The organism is Alkalibacterium psychrotolerans, from assembly GCF_054784355.1.
The window spans coordinates 1-23083 of the sequence record NZ_BAAGPH010000023.1 but is presented as its reverse complement, the minus strand read 5'-3'; the positions used below and the strand labels follow the sequence as shown (position 1 = coordinate 23083).

The window sequence follows — 23083 nt, the reverse complement described above, 5'->3', positions numbered from 1 at the left end:
GAGATTTTTGATGAAAAGATTAGCCAAATTAGCAACCCTATCACTGACAGCCGGAATGTTACTAGCAGCGTGTGGAGACGTTGACGAGACCGACGATACACTTCCAGGAACAGAAGAGCCTGCAGATGACGGCTTGGAAGATGATGGAATGGATGACGGTTTAGAAGATGACGGCATGATGGACGATGACTTAGATGATGATATGGATGACGAGTAATTAGTCAGTCGTAAACTAAGACAGTAACTCAAATTTAAGGAGAGATTGTTAATGAAAAGATTAGCTAAACTAGCAACCCTATCACTGACAGCCGGAATGTTATTAGCAGCATGTGGAGATGCTGACGAGACCGACGATACACTTCCAGGAACAGAAGAGCCAGCAGATGACGGCTTGGAAGATGATGGAATGGATGACGGTTTAGAAGACGACGGCATGGACGATGACTTAGATGATGATGGCATGATGGATGACGATTTAGATGACGATACTGACGATTAATTAAAATCCATTAAATCCTTAAACTCTAAAAAAATTAAAGGATCAATTAAAAGCACGGAAATTCTTAATCGAGTCTCCGTGCTTTTTGTCTACCAAGCTTTATAATAATGCAGTGCTGCCAGCAAACAGTTTTATTAGTCTAACAAGACATTCTGGCTCGCCTCAACTTCATTGTCTTTTAAATAGATTCTAGGAACCCGCTTACCGATGCCGCATAACAGTTCATAATGAAAGCTGTCTGTCAGCTCAGCCATCCTGTAAATAGAGGGGTGGCCTTCTTGTGGATCGCCTATAAATACAAGCTCGTCTGTACTGGAAAAACCGTTTATATCAGTTACATTCACCATCAACTGATCCATGCAGATACGGCCGACAATGGGTGCTTTGACATCCCCATGAGTCAGATGCCACCTGTTTGATAATTCTCGAGGGATTCCGTCTGCGTATCCCAGGAGAATGGTTGCAATCATTTCTTCTTTATCTGTCTGATAAGTTCTGCCGTAGCCGATGCTTGCTCCTTCAGGGACCTGTTTAACCAAAGCTGCATGAGTAGAGAGAGTCATGACGGGCTTCAGGTCAATTAAATGTTCAAGCGATTTGTCAGGATGGTAACCGAAAATGGATATGCCTGTTCGAATCATATCCAGATCAAATTCAGGATAAAGAAGAGAAGCAGCGGTATTACTGCAATGACGCAAGACAAACGTCACATCTTTTTCTTCTAGGTAAGTCACTATATCCATGAAGAATGTAAATTGGCTCTTAGTGTATGCTGGGTCGTCAACATTTTCGGCTTCTGCAAAGTGGGTGAAAATGCCTTCAAATAATATCGAAGGGGCAGTCAATAGGCTGCATAATTCGAGGGCCTCTTCTTTTGAACGAACCCCAATTCTCCCCATACCTGAATCGATTTTCACATGTACCTTAACCGTTTTTTCTGTCTGCTTTGCGTAATGGTTTACTGCGCGAGCACTATCCAGTGAGTAGACGGTTATAGCTATGTCATTTTCAATAGCTGTAGGGATAGTATCCGGTTCAATAGGGCTGAGCAGCAGTATCGGCAGGCGGATGCCGGCTTCTCTTAATTCCATGGCCTCATCCAGTACGGCTACAGCAAGGTAATCCGTATCGAGTGTTTCCAAGTGTCGGCCGATTTCAACAGCACCATGTCCGTATGCATCAGCTTTGATGACACTCATTATTTTGGTGCCTTCAGTAATGTGTTGTTTCATTTGTTTATAGTTAAAAGAAACTTTATCCAAGTCAATTTCTGCTTTAGTATAGCGGTAACTTCCGTAATCCATCTTATACAACTCCTTTGTAATCCATATTTTACCATGAAAACAACAGGGTCATGAAATGGAATTAATTAAATAGTTGAATCTATATGACACCTTGTCATTCGTTAGCTTTTTCGGTATGATACAGATATTAATGAGAAAAGGATGAGAGCAAATTGACTATTACACATGACCAGCTGAACCAGTTCAGAGAGGCATTTGAAGCAGATAAGGCAAATCATGCGGCGAAGCATGCCGTTGCTAAAGTAGGTATTAATAAATCGTCCATCGATAATAATTTAAAGAGACGGCACTCTTTCGTCTTTTCAGATGAAACGAAAAAAGGCGACATTACGAATCAGAAATCAAGTGGCCGCTGCTGGATGTTTGCTGCACTGAATACTGCACGCGTGGATACAATGAAGAAATTGAATATGAAGACATTTGAATTTTCGCAAAATTATACCTTGTTTTGGGATAAGCTGGAGAAGTCCAATTATTTTCTGGAAAGTATCCTGGAAACTACTGAGGAACCATTAAATTCCAGGCTGGTTCAGCATTTATTGAGTGATCCGGTCGAAGATGGCGGACAGTGGGATATGTTTTCCGGCCTACTTGAAAAATATGGAGCTGTGCCAAAAGCAGTCATGCCTGAAACCTATCACTCGTCTAATACGAGAGAATTGAACCAGGTGCTGACAGCTAAATTAAGGGAATTTGCGGCAGATTTGCGTGATGCCCATAAAGCAGGCCAGTCACAGGAAGAGTTGGAAGAAATCAAAGAACGGTCGCTTTCTTTTGTGTATAATCTGCTGACGAAAACTCTGGGAGAGGTACCCAATACCTTCTCTTTCGAATACCGTGACGAAGACAAGGCCTTTCATCGTATAGAAGACATCACGCCTGTCGACTTTTTTAATGAATACGTCGAATGGGACTTGGATGAAAGAGTCTCTCTGATTAATGCACCAACAGAAGACAAGCCGTATGGAAAGGCCTATACAGTCAAATATCTGGGTACAGTTAAAGAAGGAAAGCCGATTACTTACGTTAATGCACCGATAGAGGCATTGAAAGAGGCAGCTATTGCTTCTATAAAAGACAGCGAGCCCGTATGGTTTGGCTGCGATGTAGGCAAAATGCTCGACCGTGAAGCTGGTATAATGGATGAGTCGGCCTATGATTATGAAGCGACATTAGGAGAAGGTCTAAAATTGACGAAAGCGCAACGTCTGGATTATGGGGAAAGTCTCTTGACGCATGCCATGGTGTTCGTAGGTGTGGACTTGGATAATGACGGCCACCCCATTAAATGGAAAGTGGAAAACAGCTGGGGAGACAAGAGCGGCGATAAGGGTATTTATTCGATGAGTAACAGCTGGTTTGATGAGTATAATTATCAGGTTGCTGTCAAGAAAAAATATATTGATGAACAATGGCTGGAGGCTTTAAGTAAGCCTGTAGTTGAACTGGAACCGTGGGATCCGATGGGCTCACTGGCTCGAGTAAGGTAACAGCAGAAAAACCCTGGACACACCGGCTAAGAGTCGGAAGTGTTCAGGGCTTTAATTTGAGTAAATTTACATAGCTAAAAGAAGAGATGAACTGACAGCCCCACCTATGATGAAGTACATAATCATCTGAAGGAGAGGGAACCAGGCTAAATCATCCAGACTTTTGTCTTTATCATCAGCAACATGGGAAGTAATGAAATAGCCGATACCAACAGTAATTCCAAGAGCTGGAAACATTTGCTGAATTTGCATCGGGTTGAAATAGCCGAATATCAGACCGATAATGAACCCAAACAGCTGCAGTAAGCGCCTTTTCAATTTCTTGGACATATAAAAGCCCTCCTCTGTTTCTATTATAAAATAAAAAGAAGCATGCCTCCTCATCGGAAGCATGCTTTTTCTTAATATTATAATAGAACGTCTGCGCCAGGTCCTAATGGTAAGCCGAAGACATACCAGATAACCAATAGCAGTGACCAAGAAATCAGGAAGGCAATACTGTATGACAGCATTGTTGAAATAATTGTTCCTAATCCACTCTTTTCATCATAACGTTTTGCAAAGACAAGAATCATTGCGAAATAACTCATTAATGGTGAAATGATGTTTGTTGATGAGTCCGCAATACGGTAAGCCATCAGTGTCATTTCAGGTGCAACGTTAACCTCGAACAGCATTGGTGCAAAAACTGGAGCCATGATAGCCCATTTTGCTGAAGCTGAACCGATAAACAGGTTAAGGAAGGCAGTCACTAAAATGAATGCGAGGATAAGTGGTAAACCAACAAATCCAATAGCTTCAAGGAATTCGGCTCCGTTTACAGCAAGGATTAAACCTAAGTTTGTAAATGAGAAGTAGTTGATGAATTGAGCAGCAAAGAAGGCAAGAACTAAGTATCCACCCATTGATGCCATTGATTCAGACATACCTTGAACTAAGTCGTGAGATGTTTCAATTTTTCCTGTTGTTTTACCATAGAAATAACCAGGTACAGCAAACAGTAGTAATATCATAAACAGAAGACCGTTACTCAAGAAGTTATCAAGAGTCATTTCTCCAGTAGCTTCATTAACTGATCTCAAAGCACCATTCTCGGGAACCATGAGTACAGCCATAATTCCTAAGAATACAAGAAGTGCAATTAACGCGTTGCGCATACCTTTGTTTTCTTTTTCAGTAATTGGCTCATCGTTTGGCTTGTAGCTTCCTGTGTATTCACCGAGCCGGGGTTCGACAATCTTTTCCGTGACAATTGCGCCCACAACAGTTAGTAAAAAGGTAGAAGCAATCATGAAGTACCAGTTGGCAGTTACAGCTACTTCGTATTCAATCCCACCAGAAAGCAACGCTTCGTTAGTAATACCAACTAATAGCGCATCGGTAGGGCCGAAGATCAAGTTAGCTGAGAATCCGGCAGATACCCCAGCAAAGGCTGCAGCCAAACCGGCAATCGGGTGACGGCCTGCACCAGCAAATATGATGGCTCCTAATGGAATAACCACAACATACCCTGCATCAGATGCAATGTTGGAAATAATACCGGCGAACACCACTGTTGCAGTCAGCAAGCCAGTTGGCACATTTCCTAGTAATTTTTTAAGTGTACTGGAAATCAGTCCACTCCATTCTGCAATTCCGACACCTAGCATCGCTACAAGAACTGTACCTAAAGGTGCGAATCCTGTAAAGTTACCAACGGCACTATTAAAGATGTGAGCTATACCGTCACGAGTCATAAGTGAAACAGCTTCAACACTGACCATTTCACCTTCACTTGCGTTGAAGTACTCTACTGGCGCGCCAAATCGGGCAGCAAGTTCGGAAATTACGATAATAGCAAGCGCTAATATTATGAAAATAATAACTGGATGAGGTAAAGCATTACCTACACGCTCGATAAAACCGAGAAATCCTTTATTTGTGTTCTTTTGAGAATCACTCATAATTTTTCTTTCCTCCTAAAATAATATAATGGACAAAGATAACCTTACTAATAATCAGCATTTACAGATAATCATTAGTAAGATTAAAATTTGACTCCATTTTCTATTGTACTACGAATTCTATTTTAATACAATTACCATCACAATTTCAATAGAATATAATCAATAATATTTTTTAAAGTATACAAAAAATTTATATGCCTATAAAATAATCTTGTTTGCGCTTTACTTATATTTTCTTAACATGAGTAAACGATTAAAAAAGAATGGAATGAATAAAATTGTAATTAATGAATGGGTCTTTTATAATTTAAGTGACAGGTGTAAAGGAGCAGAGTGTAGTGAAGAAATTATTTAGTCAACAAAAAGAAATAAGTTATTATATGTGTGACCGCCATCAGCGAGTAACACTATCGATGCTGGTGAACCTTCTGTTAGATGTTTCAGAAAAGCATTCAGAAGAATTGGGGCGCGGGGAAGCCTATGTTAAAGAAAAAGGATTAAGCTGGATTATATTGCGGTATGACTTTGACATCAAAGGGCTGCCAAGAGTAAATGAAACAGTCCAAATCGAGACGGTGGCTACGGAATACAACAAACTGTTCACATACCGTGATTTTTATGTGAAAGATTCAGACGGGAATGAACTAATTAAGGTAACGACAACATTTGCCTTAATGAATCACGCTACCCGCAAAATGGCACGTATTTCAGAAGAGCTTGTTGAACCTTATCAGGCTAGTTTCTCAAAACGAATCAGGCGGCTGGAGAAACCCGTTGAAGTCAACGCAGAGGAGTGTAACAAGAAGCAATTCGAAGTGCGTTACTTTGATATAGACAGCAACCAGCATGTCAATAACTCGCATTACATTACCTGGCTTTTGGACAGTTTAGGAAGCAGATACCTTGCTGATCATGAAATTATGGCGGGCATTATTACTTTTGATAAGGAAATTAATGAGCATCAGGTAATCAGCAGCTTGTCGAGTATAAGAAATACAGATGAATTATGGACTGATCACGTTATTGCAAACGATTCAGTAAAACACTGTCAGGCAAGCTTTAAATGGAAAAAACTAGATTAGGAGGGTGGATAAACAGTGGTAAACATCAATGATATTGCCAAGCAGGCCGGTGTAGCCAAGAGCACCGTTTCACGTTATTTAAACAACGGCTCAGTGAGTGACGACACGCGTAAAAAAATCGAAAAGATTATTGAAGAAACTGGATACATGCCCAATGCCTTCGCGCGAAGTTTGAAGGCACAAAAAACAAATATGCTGGGAGTTATTATCCCTCGATTAAACTCAGCTTCTACCAATGAAGTTCTTCAAGGAATTGATGAAACCGCACGGAAATTAGGCTATCAGCTGATTATTACTAATTCCGATCAGGATAATGAGCGCGAATTTGAAAACCTTCAGACTCTGGCTAAGCAGAAAGTGGAAGGCATCATCATGTTTGCGCGGGAAATGACTGAAGAACACATTAATACCGTTAAGGCGATTGACACTCCTGTACTGTTTATCGGTCAAAAAGCAAATGGTATTCACAGTATGATTCATCAGGACTACGAAGCAGGCTGTAAAATTGGAAAGTTTGCGCTCGAATTGGGGCACAGACATTTTCTCTATGTCGGTGTACCTGAATCAGATATTGCAGTAGGCATTGAACGCAGGAAAGGCTTTATGGATAGTGTTCAGGCTATGAAAGGTACACGAGTGGATAGAATCGAGACCGATTTTTCACGTACGGCAGCCTATACCAAAGCGCTGACTTTCCTTAAAGAAACAGAGGCGACTTACATCGCCTGTGCAACCGATAATATTGCAGTTGCCGTTCTCAAGGCAGCACATGAGCTGAACTATGCGATTCCAGGAGATTTTTCATTATCCGGTTTCGGCGGGTATGAAGCGACCGCCTATGTTTCTCCGACGATAACGACTGTCAGTTACCCGTACCGACAAATGGGAATTGAAGCGGTAAACAAGCTGCGCTTACTGATTGAGAAGGAAGATGTCCCCCTAGTCTCGGATCTCTCAAACGAACTAATTGTGAACGAATCAACTGCACCAGCATAGGAGAAAAGAAAGTTCAAGAAAGTGCTTTCTTTTGTCTTGCAATTAGAACCGGTTCCTGTTATTCTTTAGGGGAACCGGTTCTAATTGCAGAACAGGACAAATATGAAAACGGTTAAATGAAAGGATGACAAAAATGAAGTATCAGAAATCTATAGATGCCTTATTCGATGCAGTAGGCGGTCAGGACAATATTAAAAACTTCGAACATTGTGCAACACGACTACGTGTCATTTTAAAAGATGACAGCAAACTTGATAAAGAAAAAGCAGAAGCTATTCCAGAATCGCGTGGTTATTTCTTCAACACTGGTCAGCATCAGTTTATATTCGGGACAGGTAAAGTTAATGCTGTGTATGCTGAGATGCAGGAAGTAATGGGTGAAACAGAGAGTAGTGACTCTAAAGGATTTAAAGATGATGTATATAAAAACTTGAATCCGGCTCAAAGAGTCGTTCGTGTGCTTGCGGATATTCTTGTACCGCTTATTCCCGCTCTGGTTACGACAGGTCTCTTAATGGGAATTCGCGGCTTGCTCATTGAACTTGGAATGAATATGGATGAGAATTGGCTGACACTTTTTGAAATGCTGACGGATACTGCTTTTGCATTCCTTCCAGTATTAATTGCTTTTAGTGCGACGAGAAAATTTGGCGGTAATCCAATATTAGGTATTGTTGTTGGATTGATGATGGTAGCACCGCAGTTGCCTAATGCATGGGCAGTTGCAGGAGGAGACGCTGAGCCGCTCGTTATATTCGGCCTTGATATTGTTGGTTATCAGGGATCTATTTTCCCAGCAATCATTGTCGGGTGGATGGTATCAAATCTTGAAAAATGGTTCAGAAAATTTGTCCCTCAAATTATGGACCTGATAGTTACACCATTTTTAACTATTACAATTACTCTAGCAGTGATGCTGTTTGCTTTAGGGCCAATCCTTCAAGTAACTGAATCAACTGTTATCAATAGTTTAGTTTATCTATTAGAAGCACCTTTAGGAATCGGTTATATCGTGTTCGGTGCTGTTCAGCAAGTTATTGTTATAACGGGGCTTCACCACTCTATCGGAATTGTTGAAATTGGTCTGTTAAACGCAACAGGCGAAAACGTTATTCAGACACTGACTACTGTAAGTATGGCAGGTCAATTTGGTGCAGCAATTGGTGCAGCATTATTATTTAAAGATAAAGTCAAAAAATCTAATGCTATCAGTTCAGCAGTACCTACTTTATTTGGTATTACTGAGCCTCTGCTATTCGGAGTGAACTTGCGTGCTATGCGTGTATTTGGTTCTGGTATGGCTGCAGGTGCTATCAGTGGCTTTATCGTCTATCTATTAAACTTAACATCAACAGGTATGGGTATCACCTTTATTCCTGGTTTGTTACTTTATACTGGAGATTTCACTGCTATGTTGCAGTACATCGGAGTTATTATAGTAGCATTCGTAATCGGATTCTCTCTTGTTAGAATTCAAGGCAGTGCTATCCGTGAAAGTTTCAAATAGGAGTGAAAAGAATGAGCGAATTAGATCAGTCTTACTGGGACAAGCTGGCTGAAGTTCAGTCAGAGTTGTCTGAGAAAATTAATAACGACCCGTGGCGTCTGACTTACCATCAGATGCCCGTCACAGGGTGGATGAATGATCCGAACGGTGCTGTTCAGTTTGAGGGCACCTACCACCTTTATCACCAGTATGTGCCGGACAACCCGGATGGCGGACTGGTGCACTGGGGACATAAAACATCAACAGATATGGTTCACTTCAAGGAAGAGGAACTGTTTCTATCTCCGGATAAAGCGTACAACAAAGACGGTGTCTACTCAGGCAGTGCTTTTGTAAAGGATGGCGAGCTTCATTTCTTCTATACAGGTAATGTAAAAAATCCTGGTGACCATGACTACACGTTCAGTGGGCGTGAACAGAATACTGTTCATGTCGTAAGCAAGGATGGATTTACAGTGGAGTCGGAAGAGGTAATTATTCCTCATGAAGCGTACCCTGAAGGCTTCACTGACCATATAAGAGACCCTAAAGTCTTTGAAAAAGACGGGATGTATTATATGGTTTTAGGTGCCAGAGCTTTAAATCACCGCGGTAAGATACTACTGTATTCCTCTAAAGATTTATATAAGTGGGATTATACCGGTGTATTTGCTGAAGGTGAAAAAGAAATGGGCTACATGTGGGAATGCCCTGATTTCTTTGAAGCGAAGGAAGCCGATGTTCTGATATTTTCACCACAAGGGCTGAAAGCGACGGCTCATCAATTTGAGAACACCCATAATGCCGGTTATTATTTAGGAAAAGCTGACTGGCAGACGCTTAAGTTTAACCCAGAATCAGCTTTTAAAGAACTGGACAGCGGCTTTGACTTCTATGCACCTCAGACTTTTGAAGACGAGTCAGGCAGACGTATTTTGTGGGGATGGATGGGACTCGGAGATACCAAACCTGAGTACAGCAATCCGACAGTTTCAAGAGGATGGCAGCATGCGATGACATTGCCACGAGAGCTGACTGTTGAAAACGGCAAACTGATGCAGCGTCCTTTGAAAGAGTATGAAGTATTACGAACGAATCACTCAGCTACACATATTTCTATCAACAATGAATCATCTGCTATGGAAGCCCTCAATCAGAAAGCATTTGAGCTGAAAGTAAGCATTGATTCTGTAGATAGTGACCTGTCCATCAGCTTGAAGGAAGACACCGTTTTGTCTTATGACAATAATGTCTTTACTCTAGCTCATGGACCTTCCGGTTATGGACGTTCGGAGCGAACGGTTGAAATCAGTGACCTGCATTCGATTCATGTGCTGGCGGATACCTCTTCACTGGAAATCTTTTTGAATGACGGCGAACAGGTTTTAAGTTCTCGTGTGTATCCTAAAAAAGAAAAAGATAGAATTCATTTCATTGGCTCAGCAGAGTTGTCTGTTGAAAAATGGGACTTGAATCCATCTGTTTAATTAGAAATAAATAAAAGCAATAGATAACTGTCGATGACTGATGGTTGTCTATTGCTTTTTTATTTACTCGAATGCGAATTGAGCTGGAGTGCTGATGATAGCCGCACTACTTTCTGGAGTCAGGAAGAATGCTGACTAGAGTACACAGAATAAAAAGGAAAGACAGCCTCAAACCAAGGAGTTTACACCTTAATTTGAGGCTGTCTTCGTCTATTGCTGAATATGATTGAAAAGTTGAAGCATCAGGCAGCTGCTGTGTACCATTTTTCACTTTTTGAAGATTGAAATGAGCTCATCAGTGCTTAAATTCTGTTCCAAAAGCACCAGCAGTTTAATGCGTGCCTTAACACCGGACAAGCCAGGTGCGAATATGACGCCCAGTTCTTTCAAGTGCTTGCCGCCGCCGGTATAAGCATAAATATCTTGAGCGATGCCGTTAAAGGCACGTGAGGTGATAACGACAGGAATATTGTTTTCAATCAGTTTTTTCAGTCCCGGTAAAGTTGCGGGAGGGAGGTTGCCGGCTCCCAGTGCTTCAATAACTACTCCGTCAATACCTTTGTCCAGCAAGGCGTCGAATAACAGGCTGTCCATTCCAGCGTAACTCTTCAGCAGGCAGACATTTCCGCTAATTTTTTCGACAGGATAGTGTTCATTGAATACCAGCTTCTGGAAAAAACGGACTTCATGCTTGGAGACGATTCCGATTGGGCCAAAGGTGGGTGTTCTAAAAGTAGCCACATTAGTCGTATGGGTTTTCGTTACATACCTCGCAGAATGAATTTCTTCATTCATGACGACCAGCACACCCTTGTCATTTGCTTCGCTGGATAAGGCTGTCCAGATGGCATTTTGCAGATTGCTGATACCGTCCGATCCCAGTTCATCTACAGGGCGCATGGCTCCTGTTAATACGATAGGAAAGCTCGTGTTGGCTGTTAAATCCAGAAAAAATGCTGTTTCTTCCAAGGTGTCTGTTCCATGAGTAATGACAGCACCATCGATCATGCCCTCCTCTTCTGCCTTTTGAAGCCTCTTTTGAATGAACAGCATATCCTCAGGTGTGACATGTGGAGAAGGGAGCTGTAAAATATCTTCTTCAACGATTTGAAGATTCTCCTCAAACAGATGGCTGTATTTGTGCAGGGGGTGCTCACCGCTTGGCTTAACAGCGCCAGTACGCTGATCGGTACTCATTGAAATCGTTCCACCGGTGTGGAGCAGTAAAATACGTTTCACTCTATCTCGCCTCTCTTTTAATAATTGAAATAGGAATCTGTATTGAAATAAGGATTTGTAGCTTTCTCATGCCCAATGCTGGTTTCTGGACCGTGACCAGGATAGACCACCGTATCCTCAGGTAGGCTTAACAGCTCTTTTTCAATCGAAGAAATCAACTTTTCAGGCTGGCTCCCCGGCAAGTCTGTTCGTCCGACACTGCCTTTAAATAACGCATCACCCACAATAGCTAGTTCATCTTCTCTAAACAAGAAGCTGACGCCGCCGGGTGAATGACCAGGTGTGGCTCGTACGGTGAATGCAAAAGGACCGATGGTTACCTTTTCTTCAGGTTTGAACAAGAATTCAGCTGGTCGTGCTGTTATTTCATGAGTCGAAAAGACGGAGAGATTTTTTTGAGGATCGCCTAGCCAGTCCTGCTCTTTTTCACTGATATAGACAGGAATAGAATAGTCAACGCGAATGTCCTCAAGTGAACCAATGTGATCGTAGTGTGCGTGTGTGAGAATGACCGCCAAAGGTCTAACCTTTAATTCTTCGAGTTCATTTTTAATTTTACTCGTTTCGTCTCCAGGATCGACAATCAGTGCGTCCTGTCCTTCGTGTATAATGTAGCAGTTTTCTTCAATCATTCCTGTTACGATTTTCTTTACTTGTACCATGATAGTCCCTCCTTAATAATTCCTCTTTTAGTATAACCGAATAAGCTGTTGCTGTCGAAATGCTTTGAATTGAATGCCGAGGCATTAATATTGAAAAGAAACTGACAATAAACCGTTAATATAGAAGAAACTAAAAATAACCAATTATAAAATGGTAGTATGTGAAACGTTTATCAGTAAAATTGTTTAATTCTGTCAAAAAGATTGCTATCCAACAAGAGGTGTGCTAATCTTTAATTATTAATTTTAGATTAAAAAAATGAGGTTTAAATGAGATTTTGCCAATAAAAAGATACTTAAGGAGATGGACAAATGAATAGTAAATTTAAAAAATTAGTAACCGCAAGCCTTTCTGCTTTGATGGGGTTATCCGCAGTCAGTCCTGCGTCGTTTATCCGTGCAGAAGGTGCGCAAAGCGAACCGTCAGAACCGACTCTTCATCTTGAAGCCGATTTGCTCTCGGAAGAAAGTATCACAGTGATTGTTGAACTGCAGGAAGAGGCAGTTAAACAAGCCAGACAAAAAGGCCGTCCTCAATCAGAGCGAGCCTTGGCTCAGGAAAGAGAGCGTATAGTCAACGAACTCAATTCACTGGGAACGGAAATTACAGTCAATCACGAGTATGATCAGCTGTTTTCTGGTTTCTCCGTTGATTTGGCTGAAAATGATTTAGGCAAGTTGTTGTCTATTGAAGGGGTCAAATCGGTTTATCCCAACCAGCAATATGAAGTAAACGAATCTGAACTGGTTTATGTTCCCGATGTTACAGCAGAAATGGACGACAGCGCTCCTTACATAGAATCACAGGCAGCCTGGGACGCTGGTTTTACCGGAAAAGGAGTTACCGTCGCTGTCATCGATACAGGTGTCGATTATACTCATCCAGATTTGGAGCACGCTTTCGGTGATTATAAAGGTTGGGACTTCGTGGACAATGACGATGATCCACAGGAAACATTAATAGGAGACGTAGAGAACCCGGCTGATGCAACAAACCACGGAACACACGTTGCCGGTACCATTGCGGCAAATGGAAAACTGAAAGGTGTAGCTCCTGATGCTCAGCTGCTGGCTTACCGCGTACTGGGGCCAGGAGGCAGCGGATCAACCGAGAACGTACTGGCAGCTATCGAACGTGCTGTTGAAGATGGAGCAGATGTCATGAACTTGTCTCTTGGTGCTTCCTTGAATGCACCGGACTACCCGACGTCAATTGCACTGAACACAGCGATGGGAGAAGGTGTCGTAGCGGTTACCTCCAATGGGAATTCCGGACCGGATAACTGGACTGTCGGCTCACCAGGAACGTCAAGTGAAGCCATTTCAGTAGGTGCTTCACAGTTGCCGTTTAATGTCTTCACTTCTTCTATTGAAACTGCGTCAGCAGACACTTACCCTTCTACAGAAGTCATGGGTTTCCCTACCGAAGATGCCTTATTAGGTTTGAATGGTGAAACGTTCGAATACGTTTATGCCGGCTTAGGAAGTGCAGGCGAATTCGCTCAAGTCGATGTAGAAGGCAAAATTGCTTTGGTCCAACGAGGTGCTTATCCTTTTGTAGAAAAAGCGCAGAATGCTTTGGATGCTGGTGCTGAAGGGGTCATCTTATTCAATAATGTGGAAGGTAGACAGCCGGAAATACCAGGCATGGCCGTTCCGACTTTAATGGTATCTTTAGAAGATGGTATTAAATTGTATGAGAATCTAGAAAATGGCAATAACGACGTCACTTTCTCAATCGAATTCAGCCATGTTGTAGACGAAACTGTTGCTGATTTCTCATCAAGAGGACCGGTAATGAACAATTGGATGATTAAACCGGACGTCGTAGCTCCTGGTGTGAATATTGTCAGTACAGTTCCAGGTGAAGCATACGCCAGCATGCAGGGAACGAGTATGGCGGCTCCCCATGTAGCCGGTGCAGCTGCGCTTGTTCTTGAAGCTCATCCAGACTGGTCCGTTGATTATGTCAAGGCTGCTCTGATGAACACGGCAGAACGCTTGACTGACAGAGACGGCGCTATTTATCCTCACAATGCTCAAGGAGCCGGAAGCATTCGTGTTCTGCAGGCGATTGAAGCAGAAACGCTAATCCTGCCGGGCAGTCATTCCTTTGGTATTTTTGATAAGAAAAGAGGAAGAGAGACGAGACGACAAAGTTTTGAAGTGCATAACTTGACGAACAGCAGACAGAGACACACCGTTGATTTCTCCGGTAATCAGGGAGTCAATATTTCAACCAGCAATAATCTGACTATTCCTTCTGGAAAAACCCAATCCTTTAACTTTAATGTTCAAGTGGACGCTTCTAATCTGGATGCCGGTTATAATGAAGGGACATTTGCATTAAATAACGGCAGCAGCACCTACGAAATGCCGGCTATTCTGTTTATTCAGGAACCGGACTTCCCACTTCTTAACAACGTTCAGTTTGGATTGATGGATGGTCTACTGGTAGGACTGGCAAGTGTAACGACTGATGTTGATGAGTTTGCTCTTCGCGTCAGAAACGCGGATACTGGCGAACTGCTGACAGTGGCAGCAAATGAACAGAATGTCGGAAGAGGCGAGCATTTCTTCGTCTGGGATATGCTAATAGATGGACAGCCATTGACGCCGGGACGTTACGCTCTGAACCCGACCGCCCGCTTGGGTGATCGTGTAACCGAGCTTGAAGGTGGCGTACTGACAGTCGGAGAATAGAAAAAAGATATTTGTACTAATTAGTTAACTATTTAAACACCGGCAGTTCAAGAATTATCCCCTTGGACTGGCGGTGTTTTTAACGTGGATTCTTAAGAGGATTTTCCCAAAATGCTTCTAATTATTGCATGTGAGTCAAGTATTCTCTCAGTTAGTTTTGTTCAAACTTTCAGTCCCACTCTACACAGTGGCTGTTGCCGTCACCAGTTCAGCGTTTCTCCGGATATACTGCGAACTCAGTGTCTGTTGCCGTCACCAGTTCAGCGTTTCTCCAGGGATACTGCGAACTCAGAGGCTGTTGCCGTCACCAGTTCAGCGTTTCTCCGGATATACTGCGAACTCAGTGTCTGTTGTCGCCGCCAGTTCAGCGTTTCTCCGGAGATACTGCGAACTGAAGAAGGTAAGGTTGGCTCAGTTATATCAATCCTTTAGGATAATGTTAACTCAGTCTAGTTTTGTTGGCTTAGTTAAGCGATGTGGGTTATCTTTTAAGCAATTCGCTTGAGTTTGTGAGAAACATAGCATAGACTTATAGTAGAAGAAAATATTAATAGGAGGCGTTTTAATTTATGGCAACAGAATCAGTGAAAGATTACTTGAACAATCTGGTGGCAACACAAGGACTCTTCTATATTAAACTTCACCAGGTGCATTGGTACATTAAAGGACACAGCTTTTTCGAATTACATGAGAAGATGGAAGAATATTACGATGAGCTGACTGAACACTTTGATGAATCGGCTGAGCGTCTGCTTCAGATTGGCGGAAAGCCTTACTCTACACTGAAAGAGTACATTGATCATTCGGCTATTGAGGAATCTCCAGATAACAAGAATTTGTCTCAGGAAGAGATGCTGAAATTAGTCGTTACTGACTACGAAACATTGAGAGACCATTTGGCACGAGGCATTGACTTGTCTGATGAACAAAATGATGATGTCACGAATGATATGCTGATTGCACAGAAGGCTCATGTCGATCAGGTCATTTGGATGCTGTGGGCATTTCTTGGAACGAACCCTCCAAAAGTGTAACAGTGTGCTCAAACCTTTTAAACAACTGACAACTTACAAAAGACGACTAACGCGCTTGAAAATGTTAGTCGTCTTTTAGCATCTTCTTGTATGTGTGCCAAATGCAATTGAATATGGTACTATAAAGTATATTTTTAATAAAGAGGGAATAAAAATGAAGCGACTCACATCTAGCGAAGAAGAAACAAAACTACTGGCAAGTGAAATAGCAGCACTGCTTGAGCCGGGAATGACCATTCTGCTGGAAGGGCAGCTGGGGGCTGGAAAAACGACCTTTACTAAAGGAATTGCAGAAGAACTGGGAATCGAACGTGCCATTAAAAGTCCGACCTATACTTTGATTAAAGAATATTCAGATGGGAAGCTTCCCCTGTACCATATGGATTTGTACAGAATGGAAGAAGCCGAAGATGAAGATTTGGGGCTCGATGAATACTTTTACGGGGAAGGTATCACAATTGTTGAGTGGGGATCATTTATGAAAGATGATTTGCCAGACACCTACCTCCTAATCAAAATGAAGGCCCTGGATGATTTAAATGAAAGAGAAATTGTATTAGAAGCAGTTGGTAGACCATACGAAAAATTACTGGAGCGATTAGACCATGACAAAGACTGAGCCAATCGATTGCATTATTAGAGAAGCAGTACCGGCAGATGCTGAAGCGGTCATTCATTTGCTGAATGAGACAGCGACTCAAACTGGATTTATGACGCAGGGAGAAGAAGGCCTGGGCATATCGGTGGAAGAAGAAGCAAAAGAACTGGATAAACTCTATTCTTCAGACAATAACTGTGTTCTGCTGGCGGTAGTTGACGAGCAGGTTATTGGGATAGCGTCCATTCATGGAACTTCCAAACCGAAGATAAGGCATATAGGAGAAATAGGTATTGTCATTGATAAGGACTACTGGGGAATGGGCCTCGGACGCCTAATGATGGAAGAACTTCTGGACTGGGCAAACGAGGCTGACGTATTGAAACGATTGCAGCTTCAGGTTCAGTTTAGAAACAAACGCGCCCGTGCACTCTATGAGTCCCTGGGCTTTGAACTGGAAACGGTCATCAAATATGGTGTAAAAGACAATGGGGAATACTTGGATGTCTGCCAGATGAGTAAACTGATTAACTTGCACTAAAAAAACAGCTGAGGACCTTGATGGTCATACTCAGCTGTTTTTCTATGCTCGTTATTTAATGAACCGTTTAACTGTATCGGGCCCAAACTCTTTTTCCTGGTTCAGCAGAATCGTGGCACAGGCTCTTGCATCGTCTAAAGCATGGTGATGATTTAAGTCGATACCGTAATAAGCGGCTACCGTATTGAGTTTGTGATTGGGCAGTGTTTTAAGCAGCGCTCGAGATGAACGAACGGTACACAGGGTCTGATACTGAGGAACCTGCAGGCCGTAGTAGGATAAAGTACCTGAAAGGATACGTTTATCGAAAGGCATATTATGTGCAATTACAAGCTGGTCTCGGGTAAAGAACTGGTTCATCTCAGCCCACACATCAGGAAATTTTGGTGCATCGTAAACGTCATCTTCTTTAATTCCATGAATTTGTGTATTGATGCGGTCAAACCATGTTTCCGGCTGAATAAGGGTATAGTATTCATCGACAATTTTGCTGTCTTTCACGATAGTCAGTGCGACTGAGCAGGCACTATGCGTCTGACGGTTGGCAGTTTCAAAATCAATAGCAGTAAAATTCATCTAAGTCCCTCTTTATCTTTAGTCTAAAGTGTCATTCATTGTCTACAAAGTATAGCATGTCCCGTAAAACTTTCAAGAAAAGATTGGAATCTGATACTGTAGCGGTTATGGAAAGTGAATGATTAATGACATCGCTCAATCTTTCTAATAAAACATAAAAAAGAAAGCGCTTGTCTGTAATCAATTACATACTCTAAGCTTGATTTGTAGGCAAAAATCAAAAAGAAAGCAGGAGGATACAAAGATGGCAAAAGATGGACTGAAAATAGTGACAATTGGCGGCGGGTCCAGTTACACGCCGGAACTGATTGAAGGCTATATCAAAAGGAAAGAACTGTTGCCCATCAAGGAAATTGTGCTTGTTGACATTGAAGCGGGTAAGGAAAAATTGGAGACAGTCGGTGCAATGGCTAAGCGAATGATTAAAGCAGCGGGACTGGACTGGACGGTTACACTCACTTTGGATAGAAAAAGTGCTCTGAAAGATGCTGATTTTGTGACCACGCAATTTAGAGTCGGCCTGCTGGATGCGCGTATAAAAGATGAACGTATTCCACTGTCGCATGGTGTCCTGGGACAGGAAACAAATGGAGCGGGGGGCATACTGAAAACTTTTCGAACCATTCCGGTTATTCTGGACATTATTGCAGATATGAAAACGGTCTGTCCTGATGCCTGGCTGGTGAATTTTACTAATCCTGCGGGAATGGTAACTGAAGCGGCAATCAGGCATGGCGGCTGGAAGAAAACAGTTGGCTTATGCAATGTCCCGATTGGACACCGTAAAATGGCCGCTGAAAAACTGAATATACCTGAAGAAGACCTGTTCTTTAAATTTGCCGGTATTAACCATTTCCACTGGCACCGTGTATGGGATAAAGAGGGAACAGAGCGGACAGATGAAGTCATTGATGCAATTTATAAGCCAACAGATGATGAGCAGGAAAGTCATCTGCAAAACATTCATAATGCCAGTTTCCATTACGAACAGATAAAAGCGCTGGAAATGCTACCGTGTGGGTACCACAGATATTATTACGCGGAAGATGAGATGCTCAAGCATTCCATAGAGGAGTTTGAGAAAGGTGAAACCCGTGCTCAAGTGGTCAAGAAAACAGAAGCTAGGCTATTCGAGCTCTATAAAGATCCGAAGCTGGATTACAAGCCAGAAGAACTGTCACAGCGTGGAGGAACGCACTACAGTGATGCAGCCTGTGAGATAATCGCCTCTATTCAGAATGATTTGCGGAAAGAGATGGTCGTGTCCACTGAGAATAAGGGAACAATTAGTGATTTGCCTTATGATTGTGTAGTAGAAGTATCCGGCGTCGTGACCTCACACGGCTTTGAAGCCTACAACTGGGGCTCATTTATCCCAGAAGCAAGAGGTCTTCTGCAGGGGATGAAAGGCATGGAAGAAACGGTGATTAAAGCAGCGATAGAAGGGGACTATAACCGTGCTCTCAGCGCCTTTATTGTCAATCCGCTTATTCCAGGTGGAAAGAAAGCCAAAGACATTTTGGATGAACTGCTGTATGCACATAAAGCCCATCTGCCTCAATTTGCTGAAAAAATTAAAGAGATAGAAAAAAATCAGCCAGCTACCGTCAAGTACGTTGATGAATTAATGGAAAGCAATTAAACAGAAAAAGTATAAGAAACGCGATGAATACCAAAAGGCCGTCTCCAGATGCTGAAGACGGCCTTTATTTGACTATTCATTAAAAACAAGTGTTAATTCGTCGGGAGGGGGAATAATTTTTTTCTGAGTTCCATAATTATAGTCGTCGCTAACGCAAGAGCTGCTGCAATGCCCCAGTGAACCAGACCGAATGTTTCCGGAATTGAAAAGACACCGCGTACGCCCGGCAGTAGAGTGAGGCCGTAGAGGACGGAACAGATGACAAAGGCCAGGATAACAAATTTATTCTTTAAAAACCCTGCCCCCAGGCTTGTTTGCGTGAGTGAACGGGCAGGAAAGACCTGCAGCGTTCTAGATAGAATCAAGGTTGTAAAGGCCATAGCGACACTGATTTCAGGCGTGTAATTCAACAGACCGATAAATTGGGATAGAATCACTGCTACACCAATCAGGCTTCCACGGAAGAGGACAGTCTGCAGGGTGCGTCCAGAAAAAATGGATTCTCCTGAGTCACGTGGAGCTTTACTCATCACATCGGGTTCTTCCGGTTCAAGCCCCAGTGCAATGGCAGGAATAGAGTCATTCGCTAAGTTGATAAATAACAGCTGAAGCGTAGTGAAAGGACTTACCCAGTCCATAATCAAAGCAAACAGTATGGCAATTACGGCTCCTAAATTGCCGGAGAACAAGTAAGCAATGGCTTTTTTTATATTACTGTAAACCGTTCTGCCGACCGATACAGCTCTAACGATTGAGACAAAATTGTCATCAGTCAAAATCATTGCAGAAGCGTCTTTAGCCACATCTGTCCCACTTCCCATCGCTATTCCTATATCCGCCTGTTTTAAAGCAGGGGCATCGTTCACACCGTCTCCTGTCATGGCTGTGACTTGGTTTTTTTTCTGCCAGGCATCGACAATTCGAATTTTGTTTTCAGGTGTAACACGAGCGTAAACGGTTATCTTTTCCAGTTTATCCATCAGTTCATGATCGCTCAATTCGTCAAGTTCCTGTCCTGTGAAAGCCAGATCTCCTGGTCCGCAGATGTTCAGGTCTCTGGCAATAGCCCGTGCCGTCGTTTTGTGGTCTCCGGTAATCATCACCGTTTTTATACCTGCCCGGGTAGCGTCTTTCACAGCATGATACACTTCCTGTCTAGGTGGGTCGATCATGGCCAGCAAGCCAATAAAAATCAAATCCTGCTCATCTTCAATGGAGACCTCTATAGAGTTGACTGGTTTATAGGCAAATGCCAGTACGCGCATGGCCTGGTCTGAAAAGGTCTCATTTTGATTGATAATCTCGTCTTTTATATCAGGGGTTAACTCAACCGTTTCACCATTCATTTTCACCTTGCTACAGAGAGACAAGATGACATCCGGTCCGCCTTTCACAAGCAGTCTTTGTTCATCATCGATCTCATGAACAGTTGACATGCGCTTTCTGCTTGAATCAAAGGGCAGTTCAGCTAGCCTAGGGTAGTTGTTGCGCACAGAATCATAAGGGAGGTTCTGCTTATTACTGTAATTGATTAGCGCGACTTCTGTTGGGTCGCCACTGGCGCTGCCGTTATCCGTTAAGGATGAGTCATTTGTCAGTGTGGCAATCTGCATAAGAATGGTTTCAGATTCAGACCATTTGGATGGGTCATCAGAAAAGAGATTGGACTCCCCATGTGGAATATAAGAATCTACGACTGTCATTTTGTTTTGAGTTAATGTACCCGTCTTATCTGTGCAGATAACACTAGTAGAGCCTAAAGTTTCAACTGCCGGCAACTGTCTGATAATGGCATGCTGCTTGGCCATTTTATTAGTACCTACAGAAAGAACAATAGTGACAATAGACTGGAGCGCTTCAGGAATAGCGGCTACTGCTACGGCTACCGCAAACATAAAGGCATTAATTAATGGGACAGTCATATCATCCGGGTCGCCTATAAATATACGCGCAGCCTGAATACCGAAAATGATAATCGATAGCAGAAGAATAGCCCACCCCAGTTTTTTACTGAACACTTCCAGTTTTTTCTGGAGAGGGGTCTGCTTAGCCGATGCATTTTGAATGAGACGGGCTACCTTCCCCATCTCTGTATTTTCACCAATAGCAGTTGTCAGGAATTTTCCGCGTCCATAAGTCACGAGGGTACCACTGTATACCATGTTCACTCGATCAGCCAAAGGCGTGTCTTCTTTTAGAGCAGCACTGTTTTTTTCAGAAGCAATAGATTCTCCTGTGAGTGCACCTTCCTGAACCTGAAGTGATTCAGACTCTATTAAACGACCGTCCGCTGGTATATTATTACCCGCTTCCAGAATCACAACATCTCCGACGGAAATGTCTCGGGACTCCACAATTGTGGTCCTTCCGTCACGAAGGACAGTTGCATCTGGGGAGGCCATTTTGCGCAAAGAGTCTAAAGAATCTTCCGCTTTTCTAGTCTGAACCACACTGAGAACTGAATTTAAAACAAGTACGGTAAATATAATCAGCGATTCCAGCTGTTCGCCAATCAGTATTTGAATAATGGCTACAATGAGCAAAACAATAACCATAGGGTCCTTGAAGCTTTCTAAAAAAAGTGAAAATAGAGATCGGCGGTCTTTTTCAGCTATTTCATTATAACCGTTTTCTTCGAGCCGCCGCTTAGCCTCCTCTGAGGTTAAGCCGGAAGAATCTGACTGAAATTCTTCATATAGTTCTTCTGGTGCCTTTTTGTATGCTGTCATTAGTCGATGTCCTTTCTTATGAGAAGCTGCAGGTAAAAAAAGACGCATACGGAAAATACCCGTATACGTCTCACAATTTAATGCAGTACCAGCAGATTTTCATCTACGGTTGGTGACACTGCAACAGAATTAATCTGCCTGTTACTCCCGTACAATATTCTTTTGTCAGGATTAGTATAGTCCTACCTCAATAAAAAGGCAAGAGAATTGTTTGATAACCCCCAATTTAATGTATTAAATATAAATTGGGTCAACAGAAAAATATTATAATCTTACATTTGTATTTGTCCACATTTTCTAAGAATTTTGATAAAATTAAGTAAACGAAAACAGAGGGAGCTACTGCAATGACCAAACTATTGATTAAAATAAAAAATTGGCCTAATAGTCTGAAGATTATTCTAGCAGCACTTCTGACTATTTTATACGGGGCGTTAGTGAGAAAACCCCTGGTTTCAACCAGGGGATGAATCACGTCTCGAACGCCCGCTATTGTATTCTTTTAGCTGGTCTTGAACGTATTGCAGCACAACTTCTTTGGAGATGTCGCCTACAGTANGTTCGGTGGAAAGGATACCACCATATGAATGTGATCATCCACGACCTCACTCTCCAGTATGGTGATGGCGTTGTTTTGAGCCGTCACCTGCAGGAAGTCTTTCATCGCCTGCCGGCGTTCGGGTGTGGTGAATACCGCTTTACGGTACTTGGTCACCCAGACCAAGTGGTAAGCGGTGCGGTAAACATTTGTCCGTGTTTTTGTATACATGTGTATGTCCTCCATTAACTTTAGTCAAGCGCTATAATAGTGTTATATACTTATCATATGTGATATAATAAGTATACCACATCACAAGGAGGATGCACACGATGTTAGTCGGCATAAAAGGTCAATTAACCCTTAAACCAGACCAACAGGCTAAGGTATTGCAGAACATCGGTAATGCCCGTTTTGTGTGGAATCAATTCTTAGGCATGTGGAATGAGCGTTACGCAAACAATCCCGCTATGCCAACATTAAGTGAGTACGACCTAAACCTCCTGCTTCCAACGTTGAAACAACAGTATC

22 protein-coding genes are annotated in these 23083 nt (G+C 42.5%); 14 read left to right on the top strand and 8 right to left on the bottom strand.

What is annotated here, in order from left to right; all coding sequences use genetic code 11:
- Window positions 1–10 precede the first annotated feature (10 nt).
- The gene (locus ACYVLS_RS03435) at window positions 11–217 is read left to right on the top strand and encodes a hypothetical protein (RefSeq protein WP_460321261.1); all 207 of its coding nucleotides are present in this window, start codon (window positions 11–13) and stop codon (window positions 215–217) included.
- Between the two features lie 51 nt (window positions 218–268).
- A complete protein-coding gene (locus ACYVLS_RS03430) occupies window positions 269–499 on the top strand; it encodes a hypothetical protein (protein ID WP_460321258.1) in 231 nt (76 codons plus the stop codon).
- A 134-nt stretch (window positions 500–633) separates the two neighbouring features.
- Here ACYVLS_RS03430 and alr read toward each other — a convergent pair whose 3' ends face one another.
- Window positions 634–1803, bottom strand: a complete 1170-nt coding sequence (gene alr / locus ACYVLS_RS03425) for an alanine racemase (protein ID WP_460321256.1) — start codon at window positions 1801–1803, stop codon at window positions 634–636.
- 152 nt (window positions 1804–1955) lie between these two features.
- Between alr and ACYVLS_RS03420 the strand changes: the two genes are divergently transcribed.
- Window positions 1956–3293, top strand: a complete 1338-nt coding sequence (locus ACYVLS_RS03420; protein WP_460321253.1) for a C1 family peptidase — start codon at window positions 1956–1958, stop codon at window positions 3291–3293.
- A gap of 66 nt (window positions 3294–3359) precedes the next feature.
- On the opposite strand, the gene ACYVLS_RS03415 is transcribed toward ACYVLS_RS03420, so the two are convergent.
- Both ACYVLS_RS03415 and ACYVLS_RS03410 read right to left on the bottom strand, forming a co-directional pair.
- Window positions 3360–3623 (bottom strand): hypothetical protein, encoded by a 264-nt coding sequence (locus ACYVLS_RS03415; protein WP_460321251.1) that lies wholly within the window; start codon window positions 3621–3623, stop codon window positions 3360–3362.
- A 77-nt stretch (window positions 3624–3700) separates the two neighbouring features.
- A complete protein-coding gene (locus ACYVLS_RS03410) occupies window positions 3701–5236 on the bottom strand; it encodes an AbgT family transporter (protein WP_460321249.1) in 1536 nt (511 codons plus the stop codon).
- Between the two features lie 341 nt (window positions 5237–5577).
- On the opposite strand from ACYVLS_RS03410, the gene ACYVLS_RS03405 reads away from it, so the two are divergent.
- From ACYVLS_RS03405 to ACYVLS_RS03390, 4 genes are all read left to right on the top strand, one after another.
- Window positions 5578–6321, top strand: coding sequence for an acyl-[acyl-carrier-protein] thioesterase (locus tag ACYVLS_RS03405; RefSeq protein ID WP_460321246.1), 744 nt, complete (start codon window positions 5578–5580; stop codon window positions 6319–6321).
- A 15-nt stretch (window positions 6322–6336) separates the two neighbouring features.
- A complete protein-coding gene (locus ACYVLS_RS03400; RefSeq protein WP_460321243.1) occupies window positions 6337–7317 on the top strand; it encodes a LacI family DNA-binding transcriptional regulator in 981 nt (326 codons plus the stop codon).
- 133 nt (window positions 7318–7450) lie between these two features.
- The gene (locus ACYVLS_RS03395) at window positions 7451–8824 is read left to right on the top strand and encodes a PTS transporter subunit EIIC (protein WP_460321241.1); all 1374 of its coding nucleotides are present in this window, start codon (window positions 7451–7453) and stop codon (window positions 8822–8824) included.
- A gap of 11 nt (window positions 8825–8835) precedes the next feature.
- The gene (locus ACYVLS_RS03390) at window positions 8836–10290 is read left to right on the top strand and encodes a glycoside hydrolase family 32 protein (RefSeq protein ID WP_460321238.1); all 1455 of its coding nucleotides are present in this window, start codon (window positions 8836–8838) and stop codon (window positions 10288–10290) included.
- A 267-nt stretch (window positions 10291–10557) separates the two neighbouring features.
- Here the strand turns inward: ACYVLS_RS03390 and ACYVLS_RS03385 are convergent, their stop codons facing one another.
- Window positions 10558–11529, bottom strand: a complete 972-nt coding sequence (locus ACYVLS_RS03385; protein ID WP_460321235.1) for an asparaginase — start codon at window positions 11527–11529, stop codon at window positions 10558–10560.
- Between the two features lie 17 nt (window positions 11530–11546).
- On the bottom strand, window positions 11547–12191 hold the full coding sequence (locus tag ACYVLS_RS03380) for an MBL fold metallo-hydrolase (protein WP_460321233.1): 645 nt from the start codon (window positions 12189–12191) through the stop codon (window positions 11547–11549).
- A gap of 312 nt (window positions 12192–12503) precedes the next feature.
- On the opposite strand from ACYVLS_RS03380, the gene ACYVLS_RS03375 reads away from it, so the two are divergent.
- From ACYVLS_RS03375 to ACYVLS_RS03360, 4 genes are all read left to right on the top strand, one after another.
- Complete coding sequence (locus tag ACYVLS_RS03375; RefSeq protein ID WP_460321230.1) at window positions 12504–14894, top strand: S8 family serine peptidase; 2391 nt, start codon at window positions 12504–12506, stop codon at window positions 14892–14894.
- A gap of 569 nt (window positions 14895–15463) precedes the next feature.
- On the top strand, window positions 15464–15928 hold the full coding sequence (locus tag ACYVLS_RS03370; protein WP_460321227.1) for a Dps family protein: 465 nt from the start codon (window positions 15464–15466) through the stop codon (window positions 15926–15928).
- A gap of 154 nt (window positions 15929–16082) precedes the next feature.
- Window positions 16083–16547 (top strand): tRNA (adenosine(37)-N6)-threonylcarbamoyltransferase complex ATPase subunit type 1 TsaE, encoded by a 465-nt coding sequence (tsaE, locus tag ACYVLS_RS03365; RefSeq protein ID WP_460321225.1) that lies wholly within the window; start codon window positions 16083–16085, stop codon window positions 16545–16547.
- Complete coding sequence (locus ACYVLS_RS03360; protein ID WP_460321222.1) at window positions 16534–17067, top strand: GNAT family N-acetyltransferase; 534 nt, start codon at window positions 16534–16536, stop codon at window positions 17065–17067. Before tsaE ends, ACYVLS_RS03360 begins: the two co-directional genes overlap by 14 nt.
- A 51-nt stretch (window positions 17068–17118) precedes the next feature.
- Here ACYVLS_RS03360 and ACYVLS_RS03355 read toward each other — a convergent pair whose 3' ends face one another.
- Complete coding sequence (locus tag ACYVLS_RS03355; RefSeq protein WP_460321220.1) at window positions 17119–17643, bottom strand: 3'-5' exonuclease; 525 nt, start codon at window positions 17641–17643, stop codon at window positions 17119–17121.
- A gap of 244 nt (window positions 17644–17887) precedes the next feature.
- Here ACYVLS_RS03355 and ACYVLS_RS03350 point away from each other — a divergent pair, with 244 nt between their 5' ends.
- On the top strand, window positions 17888–19285 hold the full coding sequence (locus tag ACYVLS_RS03350; protein ID WP_460321218.1) for a 6-phospho-beta-glucosidase: 1398 nt from the start codon (window positions 17888–17890) through the stop codon (window positions 19283–19285).
- A gap of 92 nt (window positions 19286–19377) precedes the next feature.
- Here ACYVLS_RS03350 and ACYVLS_RS03345 read toward each other — a convergent pair whose 3' ends face one another.
- Window positions 19378–22014, bottom strand: a complete 2637-nt coding sequence (locus ACYVLS_RS03345) for a cation-translocating P-type ATPase (protein WP_460321216.1) — start codon at window positions 22012–22014, stop codon at window positions 19378–19380.
- Between ACYVLS_RS03345 and ACYVLS_RS03340 the strand changes: the two genes are divergently transcribed.
- Window positions 22005–22130: a hypothetical protein gene (locus ACYVLS_RS03340; protein ID WP_460321214.1), complete on the top strand. Its 126-nt coding sequence runs from the start codon at window positions 22005–22007 to the stop codon at window positions 22128–22130. The genes ACYVLS_RS03345 and ACYVLS_RS03340 overlap by 10 nt on opposite strands.
- A 434-nt stretch (window positions 22131–22564) precedes the next feature.
- On the opposite strand, the gene tnpA is transcribed toward ACYVLS_RS03340, so the two are convergent.
- A complete protein-coding gene (gene tnpA / locus ACYVLS_RS03335; protein WP_460321212.1) occupies window positions 22565–22783 on the bottom strand; it encodes an IS200/IS605 family transposase in 219 nt (72 codons plus the stop codon).
- A gap of 101 nt (window positions 22784–22884) precedes the next feature.
- Between tnpA and ACYVLS_RS03330 the strand changes: the two genes are divergently transcribed.
- Window positions 22885–23083 (top strand): helix-turn-helix domain-containing protein (locus ACYVLS_RS03330; protein ID WP_460321209.1); only part of this gene is annotated, 199 nt, incomplete at its 3' end.